This window comes from Shewanella sp. UCD-FRSSP16_17 (genome assembly GCF_001675935.1).
GTDB lineage: Bacteria > Pseudomonadota > Gammaproteobacteria > Enterobacterales > Shewanellaceae > Shewanella > Shewanella japonica.
On sequence record NZ_LZFV01000013.1, the window covers coordinates 295,375 to 317,643 of the forward strand.

At 35.1% G+C, this 22,269-nt stretch carries 19 protein-coding genes; all 19 read left to right on the plus strand.

The window, feature by feature from the left end; translation table 11 throughout:
* Positions 1–94 precede the first annotated feature (94 nt).
* The 19 genes from A9267_RS10375 to glmM all read left to right on the plus strand — a co-directional run bounded on the left by A9267_RS10375 (position 95) and on the right by glmM (position 22,089).
* Positions 95–1,069: a Wzz/FepE/Etk N-terminal domain-containing protein gene (locus A9267_RS10375; RefSeq protein ID WP_065109091.1), complete on the plus strand. Its 975-nt coding sequence runs from the start codon at positions 95–97 to the stop codon at positions 1,067–1,069.
* 194 nt (positions 1,070–1,263) lie between these two features.
* Positions 1,264–2,454, plus strand: a complete 1,191-nt coding sequence (locus A9267_RS10380; RefSeq protein WP_065109092.1) for a UDP-N-acetylglucosamine 4,6-dehydratase — start codon at positions 1,264–1,266, stop codon at positions 2,452–2,454.
* A gap of 12 nt (positions 2,455–2,466) precedes the next feature.
* Positions 2,467–3,618 (plus strand): LegC family aminotransferase, encoded by a 1,152-nt coding sequence (locus A9267_RS10385; protein WP_065109093.1) that lies wholly within the window; start codon positions 2,467–2,469, stop codon positions 3,616–3,618.
* Entirely contained in the window at positions 3,611–5,065 is a 1,455-nt protein-coding gene (locus tag A9267_RS10390; RefSeq protein WP_065109094.1) for a NeuD/PglB/VioB family sugar acetyltransferase, read from the plus strand. The genes A9267_RS10385 and A9267_RS10390 overlap by 8 nt, the downstream gene beginning before the upstream one ends.
* Entirely contained in the window at positions 5,062–6,117 is a 1,056-nt protein-coding gene (locus A9267_RS10395; RefSeq protein WP_065109095.1) for an N-acetylneuraminate synthase family protein, read from the plus strand. Before A9267_RS10390 ends, A9267_RS10395 begins: the two co-directional genes overlap by 4 nt.
* Positions 6,117–6,794 (plus strand): acylneuraminate cytidylyltransferase family protein, encoded by a 678-nt coding sequence (locus A9267_RS10400; protein WP_065109096.1) that lies wholly within the window; start codon positions 6,117–6,119, stop codon positions 6,792–6,794. The genes A9267_RS10395 and A9267_RS10400 overlap by 1 nt, the downstream gene beginning before the upstream one ends.
* Positions 6,791–7,831 carry a nucleotidyltransferase family protein gene (locus A9267_RS10405; protein ID WP_065109097.1) on the plus strand — a complete coding sequence of 347 codons (1,041 nt, stop codon included), beginning with the start codon at positions 6,791–6,793 and terminating at the stop codon, positions 7,829–7,831. Before A9267_RS10400 ends, A9267_RS10405 begins: the two co-directional genes overlap by 4 nt.
* Positions 7,831–9,216: a surface carbohydrate biosynthesis protein gene (locus A9267_RS10410; protein ID WP_065109098.1), complete on the plus strand. Its 1,386-nt coding sequence runs from the start codon at positions 7,831–7,833 to the stop codon at positions 9,214–9,216. Before A9267_RS10405 ends, A9267_RS10410 begins: the two co-directional genes overlap by 1 nt.
* A 367-nt stretch (positions 9,217–9,583) precedes the next feature.
* On the plus strand, positions 9,584–10,366 hold the full coding sequence (locus A9267_RS21525) for an O-antigen ligase family protein (protein ID WP_197495525.1): 783 nt from the start codon (positions 9,584–9,586) through the stop codon (positions 10,364–10,366).
* Positions 10,360–11,466, plus strand: coding sequence for an acyltransferase family protein (locus A9267_RS10425; RefSeq protein ID WP_065109101.1), 1,107 nt, complete (start codon positions 10,360–10,362; stop codon positions 11,464–11,466). The genes A9267_RS21525 and A9267_RS10425 overlap by 7 nt, the downstream gene beginning before the upstream one ends.
* Positions 11,463–12,728: an oligosaccharide flippase family protein gene (locus A9267_RS10430; protein WP_065109102.1), complete on the plus strand. Its 1,266-nt coding sequence runs from the start codon at positions 11,463–11,465 to the stop codon at positions 12,726–12,728. Before A9267_RS10425 ends, A9267_RS10430 begins: the two co-directional genes overlap by 4 nt.
* A gap of 9 nt (positions 12,729–12,737) precedes the next feature.
* The gene (locus tag A9267_RS10435) at positions 12,738–13,628 is read left to right on the plus strand and encodes a glycosyltransferase family 2 protein (RefSeq protein WP_065109103.1); all 891 of its coding nucleotides are present in this window, start codon (positions 12,738–12,740) and stop codon (positions 13,626–13,628) included.
* A 31-nt stretch (positions 13,629–13,659) separates the two neighbouring features.
* Positions 13,660–14,448: a glycosyltransferase gene (locus A9267_RS10440; protein ID WP_231919091.1), complete on the plus strand. Its 789-nt coding sequence runs from the start codon at positions 13,660–13,662 to the stop codon at positions 14,446–14,448.
* Positions 14,449–14,451: 3 nt separating this feature from the next.
* The gene (locus A9267_RS10445) at positions 14,452–15,360 is read left to right on the plus strand and encodes an NAD-dependent epimerase/dehydratase family protein (RefSeq protein WP_065109105.1); all 909 of its coding nucleotides are present in this window, start codon (positions 14,452–14,454) and stop codon (positions 15,358–15,360) included.
* A complete protein-coding gene (locus A9267_RS10450; RefSeq protein WP_065109106.1) occupies positions 15,357–15,911 on the plus strand; it encodes a sugar transferase in 555 nt (184 codons plus the stop codon). Before A9267_RS10445 ends, A9267_RS10450 begins: the two co-directional genes overlap by 4 nt.
* Before the next feature lie 34 nt (positions 15,912–15,945).
* Positions 15,946–17,112 (plus strand): nucleotide sugar dehydrogenase, encoded by a 1,167-nt coding sequence (locus A9267_RS10455; RefSeq protein WP_065109107.1) that lies wholly within the window; start codon positions 15,946–15,948, stop codon positions 17,110–17,112.
* Between the two features lie 333 nt (positions 17,113–17,445).
* Positions 17,446–19,377: a polysaccharide biosynthesis protein gene (locus tag A9267_RS10460; RefSeq protein WP_065109244.1), complete on the plus strand. Its 1,932-nt coding sequence runs from the start codon at positions 17,446–17,448 to the stop codon at positions 19,375–19,377.
* Positions 19,378–19,438: 61 nt separating this feature from the next.
* A complete protein-coding gene (galU, locus tag A9267_RS10465; RefSeq protein WP_065109108.1) occupies positions 19,439–20,317 on the plus strand; it encodes a UTP--glucose-1-phosphate uridylyltransferase GalU in 879 nt (292 codons plus the stop codon).
* 416 nt (positions 20,318–20,733) lie between these two features.
* A complete protein-coding gene (gene glmM / locus A9267_RS10470) occupies positions 20,734–22,089 on the plus strand; it encodes a phosphoglucosamine mutase (RefSeq protein WP_065109109.1) in 1,356 nt (451 codons plus the stop codon).
* The last annotated feature ends 180 nt before the right edge of the window (positions 22,090–22,269 follow it).

The window sequence follows — 22,269 nt, forward strand, 5'->3', positions numbered from 1 at the left end:
ACTTTTTTACTACTTTATTTGGGTTTTAACTTTTAAAAAAAGTAAGTTGAGGGAAAGGTAATATAAGTAGGATCTACTTTATTATTTAGACAAAATGACAAAACAAATTCCGCAGAATTATACAGATGCAAATTTCGATGTTAATCAACAAAATATCAATGATGATGAAATTGATTTAAGAGAGCTTTTTAGCGTAATTTGGCAAGGCAAGTGGCTGATTGTTGCCGTTACAAGTGTATTCGCTATTGGTTCTGTTTTATTCGCGTTGAGTCAACCAAATACTTATAAGTCTGAAGCGTTATTATCCCCTGCTGATTCTGAACAAGGCGGTGGCGGCCTTGCCGCCCTTGCTGGGCAATTTGGTGGCTTAGCCTCAATGGCAGGTATAAACCTTGGTGGCGGTGGCGGAGTAGATAAAACTCAAATGGCGATTGAGGTGGCTAAATCGCGAAAGTTTACCAGTGAGTTTATTAAAAAACACAATATTCTTCCGGATCTAATGGCAGTAGACTCTTGGAATATGGTTGATAACTCAATTACATATAATGCTGAACTTTTCGATCCCTCCGCTAACAAATGGTTAAGAGAAGTTAAAGCGCCATTTAAACCTGAACCTTCAATGCAAGAGGCCTATAAAGAGTTCAGTAAACTTATTTCAATCAACACAGACAAAGAAACGGGGATGGTAAAAGTTTCTATAGAGCATTTGTCTCCAAGTGTTGCCCAACAATGGGTTAAGTGGTTAGTTGAAGATATTAATTTAGAAATGAAACAACGAGATGTTACAGAAGCCCAACGAAGTACTGCATTTTTAGAAAATCAAATAGCGCAAACCAACGTTGCAGATATTCGGACTATTTTATATCAGTTAATTGAAGAGCAAACCAAAACCATCATGTTTGCAGAAGTGCGTGAAGAGTATGTATTTAAAACCATCGATCCAGCATTAGTACCTGAAGAAAAGGCTGGACCTAAACGAGCATTAATTTGCGTATTAGGCACTATGTTAGGTGGTATGCTAGCAGTGATGATTGTATTAATCAGGCATTTTGTTAGGAAAGAAAATTAAGCAATATAAAATATAAAAAGGTATAAATAGAGCCTATTGGGACTGTTTTTAGAAAAACAGTGAAATCGAGGCTTTATAGAAGATAGCGGTAATGTCGCTGTCTCAAAATGGATTAAATGTGTCTCAGCTTGGTTTTAAAGGCTGAGATTATTAAGTGAAAGAACTCAATAAAATTTAACTAGGAATTTCATAGTATGAGCAATATATTGCCATTAATTGGACGTGATAAAGAATTATTTTCAACAGATATTACTGTTCACAATGAAGAATTAAAGCGTATTGTATCAGAATCAAGATTCCTTGTTTTAGGTGGTGCGGGTTCTATAGGTCAAGCTGTAACAAAAGAGATTTTTAAACGTAACCCACAAAAACTCCATGTTGTCGATATTAGTGAAAACAACATGGTTGAACTCGTTCGAGATATCAGAAGCTCATTTGGTTATATCAATGGTGATTTTCAGACTTTTGCACTCGATATCGGTTCAATCGAATATGATGCATTTATCAAAGCCGATGGTCAGTATGACTACGTATTAAACTTATCTGCCCTTAAACATGTTCGTAGTGAAAAAGACCCTTTTACTTTGATGCGAATGATTGATGTAAATGTATTCAATACAGATAAAACTATCCAACAGTCAATTGACGCTAATGTGAAAAAATACTTCTGTGTATCTACAGATAAAGCAGCAAACCCTGTGAACATGATGGGCGCTTCTAAACGTATTATGGAGATGTTTCTGATGCGTAAGAGTGAACAAATTGCGATATCAACTGCTCGTTTCGCCAACGTAGCATTCTCCGACGGTTCACTTTTACACGGCTTCAATCAGCGTATTCAAAAGAATCAACCTATTGTCGCGCCAAACGATATTAAACGTTATTTCGTCACGCCACAGGAGTCTGGTGAACTTTGCCTTATGTCATGCATATTTGGGGACAATCGTGATATTTTCTTTCCTAAATTAAGCGAGGCGTTACATCTCATTTCTTTTGCCGATATTGCGGTTAAATATTTAGAGCAACGTGGGTTAGAGCCACATTTGTGCGAAACAGAAGATGAAGCTCGTGAATTAGCAAAGACATTACCTGCGCAAGGTAAGTGGCCTTGTCTATTTACTTCAAGTGATACCACTGGCGAAAAAGATTTTGAAGAATTCTTTACTGATAAAGAAACGCTAGATATGTCACGCTTTGACAACGTGGGTATTATCAAAAATGATCTACTCTATCAGAAAGAACTACTTGAATTATTCGAACAAAAAATTGGTAAAATGAAAATAGCACAAGAATGGACAAAAGAAGAAATTGTTAAACTATTCTTCACTATGATCCCAGATTTCGGGCATAAAGAAACTGGTAAATATCTCGATAGTAAAATGTAATTGGTGCTAATAATGACCCCTAAATCCATAGTTAACTTTGTTCGTGATACTTATCAGACAAATGAATTTATTCCTTTGCATGCTCCAACTTTCGATGGCAATGAAAAATCATATGTTCTTGATACCATTGAAAGCACATTTGTATCAAGTGTGGGTAAATTCGTAGACCAATTTGAACAGAGCTTAGAAAGTTATACTGGCTCAGCCAAAGCTGTCGCGACGGTAAATGGAACTGCTGCACTGCATGCGTCTCTTTATATGGCTGGTGTTCAACATGGTGACTTTGTTATTACTCAAGCCTTAACGTTTGTTGCAACATGCAATGCTCTTTATCACATGGGGGCAGAGCCAATTTTTGTGGATGTATCGCCTGTGAGTTTAGGGTTGTGTCCAGTTGCAATGGATACTTACTTAACGGAATATGCACAAGTCGTAGAAGGTGTTTGTATTCATAAAGCAACTAAGCGCGCTATTCGCGCAGTTGTGCCGATGCACACTTTTGGTCATCCAGTTCAACTTGATGAGTTAGTACGTGTTTGTCAAAAGTGGAATATTGCTCTTGTTGAAGATGCTGCTGAAAGTCTAGGCTCTTTTTATAAAGGTAAACACACCGGTACTATCGGAGATTTTGGCGCATTAAGCTTTAATGGTAATAAGATTATCACTACAGGTGGAGGCGGTATTATCTTATGTAAAACAGCTGAGTTAGGTGCACATACTAAACATGTGACTACCACAGCCAAAGTTCCTCATCCATTTGAGTTTTTTCATGATGAAGCTGGTTTTAACTACCGTATGCCAAATCTTAATGCTGCATTAGGTTGTGCACAGATGGAAGTATTAGAGGAATATTTAATAAAAAAACGGACATTAGCTAATCAATACAGTGAGTTTTTTGCTAAAGGTGATTATCAGTTTGTATTGGAACCTGAATATGCACAGTCAAATTATTGGCTAAATGCAATAATTTGCCCATCAGCACAAGCTCGTGATGAATTGTTGAAGAAGACTAATGAAGCTGGTGTCATGACGCGTCCAATTTGGCAATTAATGCATAGACTTCCTATGTTTTGTGATGTGCCTCGTGGTGACTTAACGCAATCTGAATATATTGAAGCACGGCTAATAAACCTACCGAGTACGCCGGTGTTGTTAAATGAGTAAATTAGTCTTGATAGGTGGTGGTGGGCATTGCCGTGCATGTATTGATGTCATCGAACAAGAGGATAAATATTCGATAATTGGGATCTTAGACTCAAGAGAAAATAGAGAGACTAAAATTTTAGATTATGACTTTATCGGAGATGACAGCGATATTCCACGCTTGGTTACAGAAAATTGTTATTTCCTAATTACTGTAGGACAAATATACAGTGCTGAAGTAAGGGTACATTTATATAATTTAATCAAAAACCATAATGGGCATTTAGCTACTGTGATATCCCCTAGAGCTTATGTTGCAAAATCTGCAACAGTTGGAGCTGGGACTATCATTATGCACGACGCACTTATTAATTCGAATGCTCAAGTTGGTGAAAACTGTATTGTAAACACAAAAGCTTTAGTAGAACATGATTGTTCAATAGAGTCACATTGTCATATATCTACTTCTGCCGTTTTAAATGGTAGTTGTACAGTAGGTGAAAAAACATTCTTCGGAAGCAATGCAGTAAGCCCACAAGGAGTTTTAATTAATCAAGAAAGTTTTATAAAGGCTGGTATTTGTTACAACATGGCTAATCAAAATAATAAAAAGATTGCATTACTCACTACGTTATACCCTCTTGATACTCAAATAGTAATAGATTTTTTTAATTCCCTTTCTGCTCAGAGTGAAGCCAATTTTGACATAATAGTTCTTAATGATGGTTTTTCTGATTTTAAGTCGATTAAACAGCATTTTCCAAAATTAAGAATAATTGAATTACCCTCGGAAAGGAATATAGCCAAGAATAGAGAGTCATTAATTAAGTTTGCGAAGAAAGAAGGCTATGAAATTGCGATATTTTCTGATATCGATGACACCTTTTCAACTAATCGAGTTGAGATATCGATAAAAGAATTGGCCGTCAGTGATATTGTGGTAAATGACCTTACTTCAATCAAAGGCGATACCTTAGTAAATCGGAATGTCTATTCTAAAAGGTTAACTGATGGACAGTTTGTAGATTCTAACTTTATTTTAGATAAGAATATATTTGGGTTATCCAACACTGCTATTAATATGAATATTGTTGACTATAAGAGTGTATCTTTTCCTAAAGATTTAATCGCAGTAGATTGGTATTTCTTTAGTTCACTATTGATGCGAGGTGCAAGAGCAAAGTTCATTTCTAATGTTGTAACTTTTTACAGACAACATGACAGTAATACAGTTGGGTTAGCTGGCTTTTCCGCAGATAAAATTAAAAAGATTCTGAAAGTTAAGAAAATACATTATGAACGTATGAGCGAATTTTTTCCGATTTTTAAGTTATTATCTGATGAGTTAAATGTAAAAAGTAAATTAATTTTGGATGAAAAATACTTTGATGTATTTTTGAGTTCATGCACAAAAAATATACATTCACCTCTGTGGTGGGAATTAGAAGATTTTAAGGATTTAGAATGAAATTAACTGATAAGATTGAGCTACAAAATTACTCAAAGCCATATGTAATTGCTGAATTAGGATCTAACCATAATGGAGATATGGTACTAGCGAGAAAATTAATTATCGAAGCGAAAGAAGCAGGCGCAGATTGTGTAAAGTTTCAAAGTTGGTCAAAAGATACTATTTTTGCTAGAGAGAAGTACGATGATAATTACTTTATTGCTGATGATTATCGGGATAGAACAGATTTTACTTTAGAAGAAATAGTTGAGTCATATTCGATTTCTGAAAATGAACTTCTAGAAATGAAAGCTTTTGCAGATGAAGTTGGTATAGATTGTTCGTCGACTCCTTTTAGCAAAGAAGAGGCTGATTTTCTCGTAGAAAGGCTTAATAGTCCTTTTATTAAAGTTGCTTCAATGGACCTTAATAATCTACCGTTTTTAGATTATCTTGCCAGAAAGAACCTACCGATTATTATCTCTACAGGCTTAAGTGAATTATATGAGATAGATAGGGCTGTTAAAACGATTGAATTAGCTGGTAATCATCAAATAATAATTTTGCATTGCGTCTCTACTTATCCACCTGTTGATACTGATGTTAATTTAAATAATATGAAAACGATTATGGCTGCTTACCCACACTACTGTGTAGGATTTTCAGATCATACTATTGGTACAGCTATCCCTTTGGCTGCGGTTGCAATGGGTGCTTGCTTAATAGAAAAACATTTCACACTTGATAAGAATATGGAAGGCTGGGACCATAAAGTATCAGCTACAAAAGACGAGTTGGCAGAAATTGTTTGTGGGGCTGGTCGCATTGTTGATGCATTAGGAAGTTATCGTATTACTGCTACTGAAAGTGATGAGAAAAAAGCCGAATTTCGACGTAGCATTGTTATTACTCGTACAATGAAAAAGGGTGAAACTTTATGTGTTGATGATATTGATTATAAAAGGCCTGGAACGGGCATGAAGCCTGAACAAACTGAATTTATTATAGGAATGACAATTAATAAAGATTTGCCTTATGATCATATCTTAACTAAAGAAGATCTATTCTAATGTTAGCACTTATACCTGCACGTGGTGGTTCAAAAGGGCTGCCAGGTAAGAATATAAAGCTTTTAAATGGTAAGCCATTAATTGCCTATACAATAGAGGCTGCACTGAATTCACCATATATATCAAAGGTGGTTGTTTCTACGGACGATATTGATATTTATGAAATAGGATTGAAATATGGTGCTGAAAGTACGTTTTTAAGGCCTAAAAAGTTAGCTGAAGATAATTCTATGGCTATAGATAATTATAAATATACTCTTACTAGGTTAAAAACGGAATTTGGCTATGATATTGAAAAATTCATAGTTTTACAACCGACCTCACCTCTTCGTACAGTTAGGGATATCGATGGTGCTATTTCACTTTTCAATGAAAAAAATGCCGACTCAGTAGTTAGTTACTGCGAAGAACACCATCCGATTTCCTGGCATAAGTACATGAAATCGAATGGGGGCATTGAAGATATTTTTGATGACGGATTGAAAAATAGACAAGAATACAAACCATCAATATTTCCAAATGGTGCAATTTATGTTTTTAAATACTCTCTTATCAATTCAGGTAGATACTATTCGGACAATTCATATGCCTATATTATGAGTAGAAAAACATCCGTAGATATCGATACAATTGATGATTTTGAGTATGCTGAATTTTTAATGGAAAAAGCAAGATGAAACACACTATCAAATTAAATGAAAAAACTACATTTAATGAAGCTATTGGTGAGCTCGATAAAGCTGGAGTTGGATTTTTAGCATGCGTTAATTCTGATAATGTTCTGATTGGTATTCTTACTGATGGTGATGTTAGGAGAGCAATTCTAAATGGGGAAAGTGACTTAAAAAATATTATTAATTCTAACCCATTTACTATGTCATCCCAAGCAAACAAACAAGAGATAATAGCAAAGTTAATAAAATTGCATCGAAGGCATATGCCATTGATTAACACTGCAGGTGAGTTGGATTCTGTCTTTTATTTAGATTCAGTTGAGTTTGAAAATAAGAAGAACTCAGTTGTAATTATGGCGGGAGGACTAGGAAGTAGACTAGGAAAGTTAACTGAACATACTCCGAAGCCAATGCTAACAGTTGGTGGTAAACCGATCCTTAAACATATATTAGAGCAGTTTAGAGAACAAGGCTTTAGAAACTTTATATTTTGTGTAAATTATAAAAAGGAAGTTATTAAAGACTACTTTGGAGATGGTAGTAAGTTAGGTGTTGATATTTCCTATGTTGAAGAGAAAAAAAGATTAGGTACAGCCGGTGCGTTAAGCCTTATTGAACATAAACTTGAACATCCTTTTTTTATCATTAATGGCGACGTTATGACAAATTTAGATTTCTCAAGTTTTTTAGAATCGCACGTATCTTCAAAATCTTTTGCTACTATGGCAGTACGAGAGTTTGAACATCAAATAGCTTATGGGGTTGTTGAAACTGATGATCATAGTAATATAGTTGGTTTAACGGAAAAACCAACAGTAAAATACAATATTAACTCCGGCGTATATATACTCTCACCTGATACTCTTGATTTCGTACCTCAGGATGTATTCTATGATATGCCATCCTTATTCGAGGATTTGATCTCTTTAGATTATAATACCAAAGCTTACTTGATTGATGATTATTGGATAGATATTGGTATCGAAGAACAATTAAATAAGGCGAATAAAGATTTTTCTGTCAATGGTGAATCTAAATAATGAGTAATTTTCTATTTCCAATTGAGACAACTGCTAGAGAACTTGATCATAAAATTTTAATGGCTATTAAGTCTTTACAGCAAGGACGTCAGATTATTATCGCTGATCAACAATATATTCGTTTGTTGAGCTTTTTCATAAAGGGCGGCGTTTATTTTGGGAAACATCTTTTTGGTAAACCTAGATTTTCAGATGTCAATTACTTTAAAAGATTGAAAGAAAATTACTTTAATGTTGTGCATTTGAACGAAGAGGGTGCTGTTTGGCCTGGTGGTGAGTCTGTGTGGAAAAACTTAATGATTCAATCAGAACGCCCATCAGTACTGTCAAGTTCCGATTTTCTTGCTACGTGGGGGAATTGGCAAAGAGATTTTAACCTGTCGTATGAAGAGGTTGAAGCCAAGGTTATTACAACAGGCCATTCTCGGTTTGACTTGTATCGCGATAAATATGCATCATATTTTTCTGATGAAGTTGATAAACTAAGAAGTGATTTAGGTGATTTTATACTCATTAACACTTCATTTTCCTATTCAAATAATGGTGAAGGAGGGGTGAAGTTCATATTTAAAAATACTTTGTCCTATGACTCTAATTGTTATGCTGATAGAGAGTACAGATTTGGCCGTTGGTCGAATCAAATGTTATCAATGACTTCGATTGTTTATTTAGTGCATAAACTAAGTCTTGAATTTCCTGAGAAGAAAATAGTTATAAGACCGCACCCTAGTGAAAGTACAGAGTACTATAAAGACATTTTTCAAAATATATCAAATGTTATTGTAACTTATGATGGGCCTGTGACTCCTTGGATCTTAGCCTGTGACTTACTGATTCATAATGGATGTACAACAGCAATTGAAGCTTCTCTTGCTAATAAGTATGTCATCAATTTTCAACCAAGTTCCAGTTCTTCGACTTCGAATGTTTATCTCGCAAATATTTGTGGAGATACGGTTTCAGAACCAGATGAGGTAATACAAATTATTAAGTCTGGAACGTTACCTAAGAAAGGCATTCCTAATGATGAATTATCAAATAGCCTGTTTGAAAACTTTAAGGAGAAAGATAGTGCTTCTAGGCTATTGGAGCTTTTAAATGCTGCAGATTTGAAGGTAGAAACAAAAAAAGCTAGTAATTTTGGTAGTTTTACTTATAAATTGATAACTCTTGGTTTTAGTTGTTACAAAATAGCTAAATATGCTTATTATCATTTCAAAGGTGAGCGTAATAAGCACTTGGATTATAAAAAAAGATTCGAAATATTTCAATCAGATATAATTCGTAGAAAACTAGCTAGGATGGCTGAAATACATAATGTTAAATATAAAGTCAAGCATCTTAGTAATCATTGTATAGTATTAGAATATGACGATAAAGATTAGTTCACTTTTAAATTATTGCGTAGGGATCACTTTAGGCGCAATAATCGCGAAGCATACAATTAGCGGTGTTTTAGGTATTAACCCAACACCAATACTATTTTTATTATTGATCATATTTTCATTCCTTTCTATAAGGAAATCCGTTTTTACGATTAGTTTTACATCTAACTATATTTTTTTTAGTGGTCTTGTTTTATCGTTAATATTATATTCAATCATTTCAACAACTATTAATGGAATGTTTAGGTTTGACTTGTTGTTCGATTTTTCTTTGATAATTGTTTTATTTTTAATATCTCTGAATATTAAGGGAGAATCATTTTCTCCTTTAGTTAATACAATTATTTTTTTGTCTGGAATTCTTTCAATGGCATTAATTTTAGATAGAAATTTTGTAATGACCAAGGGGGTAAATTATTTATTATTGAGTTTACCAATAGGAATAAGTGCCGTTCTATGTTTTCATTTTTGGAATACGCTTAATAGTCTTTTTATTCGGTTATTATATCTGGTTATTGGTTTTCTGTGCTTCTTTGGACTGTTTTATTTACAGTCACGTGCTGTAGTTATTACTGTTGTTGTATTTTCTATAGTTGCTACTTTAATTGACTCCAGTCTAAAAACTGTGACTATTAAACTCATTATTTCGATGGTCTTTGTTTTTTTTGTTTTTGTCACTTTCTTTGATAGCTTTGTTGGCTTGTACGAAAGTTCAGCGTTGTTTGAGCGAATGAATGGATTGATTACAGGCGAGTCATCTGAACCAAGGGTATTATTGTATTCTGATTTTTTTTCCAGATTAAACACCTTTTATTTTAGTGGTTTTGGGATGGGAGGGACAGAAATAGCACTATATGAAAATACCGCCGCAAAATATCCTCATAATTTTATTTTAGAATTTATATCTGAGTTCGGCATATTAGGTGGTTTGTTTTCTTTACTTATAACCATAACGGCACTTTTACAATGCGTTAAATTGGTAATGGTAGATTCAAAAAATATGGGTTTAGTTCTTTTTTATCTTTTTTATCTTATGAACTTTATGAAATCATTTAGCATCTATCAATCGACATTTCTTTTTGTTGCTTTTGGATTGCTATTTAATAGCAATCTGCATTTTGGGAAAAAAGGAAAAATTTGTAAATGTTGAATAAAGTATACTCGTTAGATTCGTTGAGGGCATTAGCTGTTTTTACCGTTTTATTTATGCATTTTGGAACAGCATTTCTGGATTATAATTCCATATATGCAAATATTGATTCTTCTAATTTTTTTAGAAATATTCAGCTTCAAGGTGGGAAGGGGGTTTCTTTATTTTTTGCAATTAGTGGTTTTTTAATTTGCTCTATGATAATAAGAAAAGAAAATTTCTCATATTCTGAATATTTATACCGCAGACTTATTAGAGTCGTTCCTCCATATTTTGTTGCTTTAGTTATTTTTTTTGTTGTACACATCTTTTTAGGAGATTATGACTTATTGTTTTTGATTAAAAGCCTGATTTCTTCTTTAACTTTTACTCATAATATTGTGTTTGATCACTGGTCGTACATTTTGCCTGTTTCATGGTCTTTAGAGATTGAAGTTCAATTTTATTTGATTGCACCCTTATTAGTGGGAGTTATGTGCAAACTACATAGTACGTTAAGAATTACTTTATATCTTATTTTGATTTTTGCTGGTATTTATTTCAGCTTTTTAGAGATTAAAACAGTTTTTAGATACTTCAACTTTTTTTTGGTCGGTGTCTTGGTCGCGGAGTTAAATTTTATTCTTTCAAAAAAGGATACTCTTTTTCTAAGAGTAGGTGTGTGGGCTGATTTTGTTTTTCTTGTTTCAATAGCCTGTTTTTATGTTACCAGTAATCTATATATTCAAACTTTATCTATTATTTTTATATTTTTCACTTTAGATAAATATAAGTTTTTAGAGGGAGTGTTTAAGGCTAAGCTAGTCGTTTTTATAGGTCGAACCTCCTATAGCAACTACTTATTACATTATCCATTTTTTTACTTCTGCATGTTATTTCTTCCTAAAGTTTTATTGATTACCGGAATTTATCCTCTCGATTTTGCTATACAGTTTACAGTTTCATTTCTAATTTCAATCTTTGTTATTTACCCTTTTTATTTATTTATTGAATTACCGTTTTCAACAAGAGTTGGGGTCGTTCAGAATGGCAAGAATCAAGTAGTTAAAATTTTGAACCAACTTAATAGACTCCATTGTACGTTAAAGGAAAGAATGTGATTAAAAACCTGTTAAGGCAAAGTAGTACCGTCCTTTTTTTTAAAATATTTGGTTCAGCTAACGCCTTCATTCTTACAATGTTAATAACGAATTCCCTTGGTGCCAATGCTTCCGGTGGATATTTTTTTATCATATCTCTCCTCGCATTCTTAACTAGTATTACTACATTTGGACTACCGGTTGGCCTTGTTAGTTTAATTCCTAAAAGCCTTCCTAATATTGATGACGTTTTTAAGGTTGTGGTATCTTCAATCATCATAGTTTTGTTTTTTACTGGGGTAGTACTATTAGGTCTTTTTTTAGTTGAGCCATTTGTTGGTAATCAAATTATTACTGACTATAAGTTTAAAATTTCCTTCTCGTTAATCCCCTTCGGCCTTTTGATAATTCTTTCTTCGGTGTTTCAATCTTTAGAAAAACTTTCTTTTGCAATGTTAATGCTGAATGTTTTATATCAGGCCATTCTAACTGGATTAATAGTTGTTTTTCGACCTCACACCTTATTATTAGTTTTGGACTATTTTATAATATCATTATGGGTTTCATTGATTTTAGGTTTTTGTTATTTTTTTTTGTTTTTTAGGAAGTCTATTAAATATAATCTCGATTATAATTACTTGCTTTATTTAGTAGGTTTCGCTGCAACTTTTATGGTAACAAATTCTTTAGGTCAATTTTCAAATTTCTGGATTTCATATAACTTATCAGTTTTCAGTAATGCTGACTCTATCGCTGTTTTTTCTGTTGCAGTAAGAATTGCTTTGATCATATCTTTAGTTTCTTTTGCTTTAAATAAAGTTACAGCACAGAAGGTAAGTGCTCTTGCAAATATAGGTGACAAAAATAAACTTTATAAGATTATTTCTTTTTCAGTTTTAATTGTTTTTCTTGTAGTGAGTCCTATTTTATTTTTATCTTTATTTTTCCCTGGGAAAATTTTGGTTTTATTTGGAGAAGAGTTTGTATCAGGGGGGGGGATTTTATCTATTGTCATGGTAGGCCAATATTTCGCGTCTATTACAGGTGTTAATTCCTTCGTTTTGCAAATGACTGGCAGTCAAACGGTAATGAGAAATATTGTTGTTTTTTCATTGTCTATATCAATACTGATTTCCTATTCTGCTATATCTACACATGGTCTTTTAGGTGCAGCAATATCTTATTCATTTAATTTATGTTTAATAGGCTGCCTTTCCAGTTTTTTCGTATATAGGCTGACTGGGTATAACATTTTGAAATTTTTATCTTACATCAAAAAATAAAGGCTTTATATGTGTATTGGTGATTTTTCGGTTGTAATTACAACAAAGGATAGACATGATTTCCTTCTAAGATTAATAAAGAGTATTTTAGAGAGTACTGTATTACCAAAAGAAATTATTATTGTTAATGATGGGGGCGCTGTACCTGTATTTAATAATTTTGATATGCTGGGAGTGACTTGTATTATAATTAATAACGAATCTTCACGCGGTGCTAATTACTGTAGAAATACTGGTGTTTTAAAAGCTAGTGTTGAATTTGTTTTTTTAATTGATGATGATGATGCTGTTACTTATAATTCATTTGAAAGTAGATTGAATTGTATGAAAGAGCATGATGATTGTGGATTAGTATACACGGGCATTAATATAGTATATGGCGACGATTTAGAGCGTGTAATAAGAAGGTCTAAAACAACTACTAGAGGTGTCAATTGCAGCTACCATAGATTAAAAACAGAAGGTAATATCGTAGGTTCCACTTCCAGAGTACTTATAAGGAAATCTGTTTTCTTGGAGGCTGGTCAGTTCGATGAGAATTTAACTAGTTTTCAGGATTATGATCTGTGGATTAGGGTAGCTAAGGTAAGTAAAATTATTTGCGATGGCCAATTTGGCGTTATTTATACGATCCACAGAGACGGTAATCAGATTAGCTCCAACTATAATCGTTATCTAACCTCTGCTCAGTATTTGATAGCAAAATATAATTTTGATGGTGTAGTATTAAATTCTTTTAAAGCCAATCTATTTTTTAGAGTGGCACTTTCAGCTGCTCATTCTAAATATAGTATGCAAGTAAAAATGGCTTTGTTGGCTTTTTATTATAGAAAGAATTTTAAGTATTTAAGTTTACTATTACCTGTGTTTTTTTTGAAAAAAATACATCCATTCATTTGAGTTTAATATGATATATAAGTTCTCAGTATTAATGTCTCTTTACTTTAAGGAGCAACCTAAGTATTTAGACGCGTGTTTTTGTAGTCTCATGGAACAATCTTTACAAGCAAGTGAAATTGTACTTGTTTTCGACGGTCAATTAGGTGTTGATCTTGAAGCAGTAGTTAATAAGTGGATTCAAGTATTGCCTATCAAAGTTTTCAGGCTCCCTAGTAACATAGGTCTGGGGAAAGCACTAAATTTTGGTTTAGGAAAATGCAATAATGAGTTGGTTGCGAGAATGGACACTGATGATATATGTGTTCCGGAAAGATTTGCCAAGCAATTACAAAGTATAGTCTCTAATCCCGAAGTCGCTATATTAGGTTCCTCTATTAAGGAGGTAGATGGTGAAACACTAAGCTTTATAAGTAATAGGTTTGTCAGTGAAAGCCATGCTGAAATATTAAAAGAATTGCCACAAAAAAACCCCTTTAATCATATGACAGTCGTTTATAGGAAGTCTGCTATAGAGGCCGTAGGTGGGTACAAAGATTTACCTTATATGGAAGATTGGTATTTGTGGCTTAGATTATTATCCAAAGGTTATAAAGCTAGAAATTGTAAGGATATATTAGTTGTTGCTCGCACTGGTAGGGAGATGATTCAAAGGCGATCAGGTTTTATTTATATTAAGAGCGAATGGTTAATGACAAAAGCTAAAGTTAATTATGGGATATCGTCAAAAAGTTATGCTTTAATTATATTTTTAAAGCGCTCTCTACCTCGCTTATTACCGGGCATAATCTTGCAAAAGGTGTATATGTTGGCTAGGAGATAATACATGTCGATTTTACTCACTGGAGCTTCAGGCTTTATAGGCAAAGAGTTAAATTTGAAGGTAGAGTGTAGAAATGTTTTAAGAGGCTTTCCATCTAAAAGTGATGATAGTTGCTTCTTTATTGAGAAGCTGGATGGGGGGACCTGTTGGAATGATGCATTTGTCGGTATGGAGTCGGTTATACATCTTGCAGGGTTAGCGCATTCTGATACTTTTACTTTATCTGATTATCTGACTGTGAATGTTGAAGGTACATTACATTTGGCTAGAAAGGCTGCTGAAGCCGGAGTTAAGCGTTTTGTTTTTGTCAGTTCTATTGGGGTTAATGGCTTGTTAAGTGGTTGCAAGCCTTTTACTTTTAGCTCTCAGCCGAAACCTCACAGTGAATATGCAAAATCAAAATATGAGGCCGAAGTCGGCTTGTTAAATATTTCTAAAGAGACAGGGATTGAACTTGTTATTGTACGACCAACCCTAGTCTACGGCGTTAACGCTCCAGGTAATTTTGGGAAGTTAACCAAGTTGATTAATAAGTTGCCTTTACTCCCGTTCGGCTTAGTTAATAATAAGCGGGATTTTATAGCTGTTAAGAATTTGGCTGATTTACTTATTCTTTGCGCGCACCATCCAAATGCTGCAGGGCACGTTTTTTTAGCATCTGATGGTGAAACTGTATCTATTAAAGAGTTTACAAATGCCATAGCTAAAGGTTTAGGAAAATCTGTAATACAGTTCCCCGTCCCTATTAGTTTAATGAAGACTATTTCGAATATTTTAGGTAAGAAAGTAATGGTAAATCAATTGCTTTCTAGTTTGGAAGTCGATTCATCCAATATTCAAGAAGTTCTTGGCTGGTCGCCACCTTATACGATGGAGCAAGCGATGGCTTCACTTTCAGAGAGTAAAAAATGATACGTGTATTAGATTTTTTAGCTGCTTTTTTGGGTTTGTTTTTTTTATGGCCCGTTTTACTGGTTGTCACTATTATCGGTATGTTTGATACGGGCTCACCGATTTTTGTTCAAACTCGTGTTGGCCGAAGCAAACAACCATTTAAATTGATTAAGTTTCGCACTATGTCAGTTGAAACTCAATCTGTCGCTAGTCACTTAGCCAATAATGCGTCAATTACTACGTTAGGTAGTTTTCTACGAAAAACAAAGATAGATGAACTGCCTCAGTTAATTAATGTTGTTAAAGGCGAAATGAGTTTAGTTGGTCCCCGTCCTAACCTTTTTAATCAAGTAGAGTTAATTAAAGAGCGTGACGAATTGGGTGTGTATGACGTATTACCGGGTGTTACAGGCTTAGCTCAAGTACAAAATATTGATATGTCTACTCCCAAGTTATTAGCTAAAACAGATAAACAGATGATCGACAGTTTGAGTATTAATAATTATTTTAAGTATATTATTATGACTTTAACTGGCAGTGGTAGTGGTGACGCGGTAAAACCTAAATAATATATAACTTTACAGAATTAATTGGATTCACAGTATGAAAATTGCAGTAGCTGGAACGGGTTATGTCGGTTTATCAAACGCGATGCTTCTGGCGCAAAGCCATGAAGTTGTTGCGGTCGATATAATCCCTGAAAAAGTAGAAATGCTCAATGAAAAAAAAGCTCCAATTGTTGATGCCGAAATTGAAGACTTCTTAACTAATAAATCGCTAAATTTCAAAGCGACTCTCGATAAAGAAGTTGCGTATATAGATGCCGAATATGTAATTATCGCAACCCCTACAGATTACGATGTTGAAACCAATTATTTCAATACATCATCTGTTGAAGCGGTAATAAAAGATGTAATGGCAATAAATCCTACTGCAGTAATGGTTATCAAATCGACAGTACCTGTTGGCTATACCGTTCGCCTTAAAGCGGAGTTGGGTTGTGATAACTTAATATTTTCACCAGAATTCTTACGTGAAGGACGTGCTTTATATGACAACTTACACCCGTCTCGCATTATTGTTGGCGAACGTTCAAAACGAGCAGAAGTTTTTGCTAGTTTATTGGTTGAAGGTGCAGTTAAAGAGAACATAGAAATATTGTTCACGGATTCAACTGAAGCTGAAGCTGTTAAATTATTTTCGAATACTTATTTGGCTCTGCGAGTTTCTTACTTTAACGAACTAGATTCTTATGCGGAATCGCATGGTCTAAATGCTCGCCAGATAATCGAAGGGGTAGGTTTAGATCCTCGTATCGGTAATCATTACAATAACCCTTCATTTGGTTACGGCGGCTATTGTTTACCAAAAGACACTAAGCAATTACGAGCTAATTATGCTGATGTCCCTAACAACATTATTAGTGCAATTGTTGATTCTAATACAACCCGCAAAGACTTTGTTGCAGAATCAATTTTAAAACGAAATCCAAGTAGAGTTGGTATTTATCGATTAATCATGAAGTCGGGTTCTGATAACTTCAGAGCATCAAGCGTACAGGGCATTATGAAGCGCTTAAAGGCTAAAGGTATTGAGGTCGTTGTTTATGAGCCAGTTTTGCAAGAAGATGAATTCTTCCACTCTAAAGTGATTAAATCGCTTGAAGAGTTTAAAGCCAGTTGCGATGTTATCGTGTCAAATCGCATGGTTGATGAGATTAGTGATGTGGCTGAAAAAGTATATACTCGCGATTTATTTGGTTCTGATTAGTCTTAGTTGCTAACTGCAGAATAGAGCTATCTATTATTATTTTAGCGCGAGTGCATTGATATATTTGTACTTGTGCTAATTTACTCTGTCTCATTATTGTAAATAGTTGATAAAAAAGTGTCTCATCGGCTTTTTTATCAGCTTTATCTTTACTGTCACTAATCATTGATTAGCCCACAATTTAAGATTTTTTCGTTTTTTTGCTTACTGTTACATATAATAGATTAAGCTGATAGTAAGCTTCATGCTGACTGTCATTTAAGTGGTATATTGGTATGGCGTTTGTTCTTAAAGAAGTAATACATGATTAATTTTAATTTATTGGAGCGAAAAATGGATTTTTTGCAGGGTTTGTTTCGTTTACCTCGTGAGCAGAAGCGTTTAGTGAGTATTGCGATCGATTCACTATTTTTGTGTTTTGCTTTTTGGGCGTCTTTACTTGTCAGGCTCGATGACGTCACAGTGTTACAAAATACGCAATATTGGTTGTTGTTCACCGCAATTCTGCCTTTGACGATATTCGCTTTTGTTAAGTTGGGTTTGTATCGCGCAGTATTACGTTATATGAGCTTACAAGCGCTGACAGCTATACTCTTGGGGGTAATAACATCCACCATTTTTATGGTGCTAGTAGGTTATTATTCTGACGCTCAACTTCCTAGGACTGTCCCGATTATTTATGCCGCTTTTGCGTTAGTATTCGTTGGCGGTACACGAGCACTATTACGCTCTATGATTGGCTCAGGTGTTAAACGTGATGGTGAGCCTATTATTATCTATGGCGCAGGTGTAAGTGGCAGGCAATTACTTAACTCTTTAGTGTTGAGTCATGAGTATCATCCGTATGCATTTGTTGACGACGATGCGTCTTTACACGGCACAGTTATTCAGGGAGTGCACGTTCACTCTCCATCAATTATTCGTAAGTTAATCAAGCAAAAAGCAGCGACTAAAGTATTGCTGGCTATTCCTAGTGCCACTAGAGCTAAAAGAAAAGATATTCTATCTCGTTTAGAGCCGCTTTCGATACAAGTCTTAACCATACCTGCTATGGCAGATTTGGTGAGTGGAACTAAGCTTTATAGTGATATAAAAGAAGTTGAAATTGATGATCTTTTAGGACGGGACTCTGTTGCTCCCCGTCAAGACTTATTGACGGCCAATATTACTGGTAAAGTTGTCATGGTTACTGGCGCTGGAGGCTCTATTGGTTCTGAGCTTTGTCGCCAAATTCTAAAAAAATCGCCAAAAAAGTTAGTCCTTTTCGAGTTATCTGAATACTCGCTATATGCTATTGAACGTGAACTTACTTCTATTGCGCAAGAGTTAAATTTAGACGTCCGTATTCTTCCAATGATGGGCTCTGTTCAGCGAGAGAATCGAGTACAGACTATTATGGAGTCGTTCGGAGTTCAAACTGTGTACCATGCTGCTGCTTATAAACATGTACCGTTGGTCGAGCACAATGTGATTGAAGGAATTAGAAATAACGTATTTGGGACTCTTTATACTGCCAAAGCAGCTATTGCTGCCAAAGTAGAAACGTTTGTATTAATTTCGACTGATAAAGCCGTTCGCCCTACTAATGTAATGGGCACCACTAAACGGATGGCAGAACTTGTATTACAAGCCTTTGCTAAAGAAAAACATCAAACTCGTTTTTGTATGGTGAGATTTGGTAATGTACTGGGTTCATCAGGATCAGTCGTGCCATTATTTAGAACTCAAATTGCAAATGGCGGTCCAGTTACTGTGACGCATCCAGAGATAACTCGCTTCTTTATGACAATCCCAGAGGCATCTCAACTTGTGATCCAAGCTGGAGCTATGGGAAAGGGCGGTGATGTGTTCGTTCTTGATATGGGGAAATCAGTTAAAATTGTCGATTTAGCATCAAAAATGATCCGCTTAAGTGGCTTTGAAGTGCGTGATGAAAATAGCTCTGAAGGTGATATTGCCATTGAATATAGTGGCTTAAGACCTGGTGAAAAGTTATATGAAGAGTTGTTGATTGGTGATGATGTGACTGGCACTGATCATGAAAGGATTATGACGGCTAATGAGCTCAACTTGAGTTGGGATGAGTACTCCAAAATTTTAGAATGCCTTGATAGAGCTTGTCACAATGTTGATCATGAAAGCATTCGCGATATTTTGCTTTCAACGCCTACAGGCTTTGCACCAACAGATGGCATATGTGACCTTTTATATCATCAAAAGGCTAAAATATCTGATTCAAATGAGAACGTTATTAAGCTTGCTTAGGTTGGCAAGTGTATTGCGTGTTTTTATCTTTAATCGATTTACCACAAGACAAGGTTTGTTTATGAAGGTTGTTATTCCCGTTGCTGGACTTGGAACACGAATGTTGCCAGCGACAAAAGCGATCCCTAAAGAGATGCTCCCGATTGTTGATAAACCGCTTATTCAATATATCATTAATGAATGTGTTTCAGCTGGCGTAAAAGAAATCGTTTTAGTCACTCACGCCAGTAAGAATGCCATCGAAAACCACTTTGATACATCTTATGAACTTGAGTCAACGCTTGAAAAGCGTGTGAAGCGTCAGCTTTTAGAGGAAGTTCAATCAATCTGCCCAAAAGATGTTTCAGTTATTAGTGTTAGGCAAGGCGAAGCTAAAGGGCTAGGTCATGCAGTGCTATGCGCTAAGCCATGTATTGGAAATGAACCGTTTGCCGTTGTGTTGCCTGACGTCATTTTAGACGAATATACGGCTGACCAGAAAACAGAAAACCTTGCTGCTATGATAGCTCGATATCAAACAAGTTTCGCAAGTCAGATTATGGTTGCCCCAGTACCACATAATGAAGTGAATAAGTATGGTATTGCTGATTGCAGTGGATCTGAAATCGCACCTGGTGAGTCAGCTAAAATTACAGCTATGGTAGAGAAACCTGCTATTGGCAACGCTCCATCAAATCTTGCTGTTGTAGGCCGTTATGTTTTGTCTGAAAAAATTTGGTCTTTGCTTGCTAAAACTCCAGTAGGGGCAGGTGAAGAAATTCAATTAACAGACGCGATTGATATGTTAATTGAGCAAGACAGAGTTGAGGCTTTTAATATGACCGGTAAGTCACACGATTGTGGCGATAAGCTTGGGTACATGAAAGCCTTCGTAGAGTATGGACTTCGCGATAAAAAGCTAGGCAAAGAATTTGCTGAAATGATAAAGTCTTTACTATAACGGTAGCATTAGTACTTTGTCTAATTAAAGCCAACTCAATTGAGTTGGCTTTTTCGTTAGGTTTGAATTTATAGTTTTGGTTTCAAGAGAGTAGGGTATCGTGCTTAACTATTAACGCTTGCGGGACTTTTCAAATCAAAATTCAGTATTAGAGTATTATTCTTTTGCTCTATATTGAGTTTTGCTTTAAGTGTTATCGAAGTTCAGAGGTTGATTCTCGCATAATCTTTTAGTGGATTGACAATTCTTTAACTTTAAAATCGTGTGTTAACAAGAAAGCTGCTTCTTATGTTACCTGCTTTAAATAATCATTACAGAGTGAATAATTTCACTTCAGTTTGGTATATAATTCTTTCAATTAATCGAGTATTTATTTTTGTTCTCACCAAAAAGGACTTTTGGTTTTCGGAGTGGTTATGTCTCGTAAGTATTTTGGCACCGACGGGGTGCGTGGGAAAGTTGGTGAGTTTCCAATTAACCCATCATTTGCAATGAAGTTAGGTTGGGCTGCTGGGACGGTTTTAGCGTCAGCAGGCACCAAAGAAGTGATTATTGGTAAAGATACTCGTATCAGTGGCTATATGATTGAAACTGCGATGCAAGCAGGTTTCTCTGCTGCAGGCATTAACTGTGCGTTAGTTGGCCCTATGCCGACTCCAGCTATTGCGTATTTAACTTCTACATTTAGAGCTGATGCAGGTGTTGTTATCAGTGCATCTCACAATCCTTATTATGATAATGGCATTAAGTTATTTTCAAATTCTGGGACAAAATTAAATGATGCCCAAGAACTGGAGATTGAACACCTACTAGATCAAGCAATTAACCATGGCGCTATGACGTGTGTTGATTCAGCTAAACTTGGTAAAGTTCGCCGTATTGGCGATGCTGCTGGTCGTTATATTGAGTTTTGTAAAGGTACATTCGATAAAAATAAGTCATTAACCGGTTTAAAAATCGTTGTAGATTCAGCCAACGGCGCGGCATATCACATTGCTAAAGAAGTCTATGCTGAGCTAGGTGCTGAAGTGATTAGTATCAACGATAGCCCTGATGGCCTTAATATTAATGAGCGTTGTGGTGCAACACATTTAGATAGCTTACAAACTGCTGTAATGGTACATGAAGCTGATTTAGGGATTGCGCTTGATGGTGACGCTGACCGAGTGATGTTTGTTGATCACAACGGACATATCATTGATGGTGATGAAATTATTTTTATACTTGCACAAGCCTTTAAAAATTCAGGAGAGCTTGAAGGTGGTGTTGTTGGTACATTGATGTCAAATCTTGGTTTAGAAATCGCGCTAAAAGAAATGGATATTTCATTTGTACGTGCCAAGGTTGGCGATCGTTATGTTGTTGAACAGTTAAAAGAAACTGGCTGGCAACTTGGTGGCGAAGGTTCAGGGCATATTTTAAGTCTTAAACATACCACCACGGGAGATGGCATTGTTGCTTCTCTTCAGGTTCTTGATGCCATTATTGAGTCAGGGAAAAGTTTAGCTGAAGTTAAGTCTGGTATGACCAAGCTACCTCAAGTATTGATAAATGTTAAATTGAAGGCTGATAATGCTGATGAAATAATTGCATCAGATGCTGTTCAAGCTTCTGTGTCTGCTGCTGAAACATTCATGGGCGAACGTGGCAGAGTGTTATTACGTAAATCTGGCACTGAACCGCTAATTCGTGTGATGGTAGAATCAACCTGTGCAGAAATGACCCAAACTCAAGCTCAAACTATCGCAGATGCTGTAAAGCTAGCGGGTTAAAACTTACTTTTGTGAATGACTTTTACATCATATTTGGTGATTTAGCGCTTTAGCGATAACATGATTATACTTTACAATGCCAGCGTAATTAACGCTGGCATTTTTGTTTTATTTGATACAATCCATTTTTAATTAGTGACTACAGCGTAGTTATCACAGACTATTTTATGTGATTCGTTA

Excerpts from the sequence above, each read along its gene's own strand:
- A9267_RS10375 (WP_065109091.1), top strand. The coding sequence starts at position 95 with ATGACAAAACAAATTCCGCAGAATTATACAGATGCAAATTTCGATGTT.
- A9267_RS10380 (WP_065109092.1), top strand. The coding sequence starts at position 1,264 with ATGAGCAATATATTGCCATTAATTGGACGTGATAAAGAATTATTTTCA.
- A9267_RS10385 (WP_065109093.1), top strand. The coding sequence starts at position 2,467 with ATGACCCCTAAATCCATAGTTAACTTTGTTCGTGATACTTATCAGACA.
- A9267_RS10390 (WP_065109094.1), top strand. The coding sequence starts at position 3,611 with ATGAGTAAATTAGTCTTGATAGGTGGTGGTGGGCATTGCCGTGCATGT.
- A9267_RS10395 (WP_065109095.1), top strand. The coding sequence starts at position 5,062 with ATGAAATTAACTGATAAGATTGAGCTACAAAATTACTCAAAGCCATAT.
- A9267_RS10400 (WP_065109096.1), top strand. The coding sequence starts at position 6,117 with ATGTTAGCACTTATACCTGCACGTGGTGGTTCAAAAGGGCTGCCAGGT.
- A9267_RS10405 (WP_065109097.1), top strand. The coding sequence starts at position 6,791 with ATGAAACACACTATCAAATTAAATGAAAAAACTACATTTAATGAAGCT.
- A9267_RS10410 (WP_065109098.1), top strand. The coding sequence starts at position 7,831 with ATGAGTAATTTTCTATTTCCAATTGAGACAACTGCTAGAGAACTTGAT.
- A9267_RS21525 (WP_197495525.1), top strand. The coding sequence starts at position 9,584 with ATGGCATTAATTTTAGATAGAAATTTTGTAATGACCAAGGGGGTAAAT.
- A9267_RS10425 (WP_065109101.1), top strand. The coding sequence starts at position 10,360 with ATGTTGAATAAAGTATACTCGTTAGATTCGTTGAGGGCATTAGCTGTT.
- A9267_RS10435 (WP_065109103.1), top strand. The coding sequence starts at position 12,738 with ATGTGTATTGGTGATTTTTCGGTTGTAATTACAACAAAGGATAGACAT.
- A9267_RS10440 (WP_231919091.1), top strand. The coding sequence starts at position 13,660 with ATGTCTCTTTACTTTAAGGAGCAACCTAAGTATTTAGACGCGTGTTTT.
- A9267_RS10445 (WP_065109105.1), top strand. The coding sequence starts at position 14,452 with ATGTCGATTTTACTCACTGGAGCTTCAGGCTTTATAGGCAAAGAGTTA.
- A9267_RS10450 (WP_065109106.1), top strand. The coding sequence starts at position 15,357 with ATGATACGTGTATTAGATTTTTTAGCTGCTTTTTTGGGTTTGTTTTTT.
- A9267_RS10455 (WP_065109107.1), top strand. The coding sequence starts at position 15,946 with ATGAAAATTGCAGTAGCTGGAACGGGTTATGTCGGTTTATCAAACGCG.
- A9267_RS10460 (WP_065109244.1), top strand. The coding sequence starts at position 17,446 with ATGGATTTTTTGCAGGGTTTGTTTCGTTTACCTCGTGAGCAGAAGCGT.
- galU (WP_065109108.1), top strand. The coding sequence starts at position 19,439 with ATGAAGGTTGTTATTCCCGTTGCTGGACTTGGAACACGAATGTTGCCA.
- glmM (WP_065109109.1), top strand. The coding sequence starts at position 20,734 with ATGTCTCGTAAGTATTTTGGCACCGACGGGGTGCGTGGGAAAGTTGGT.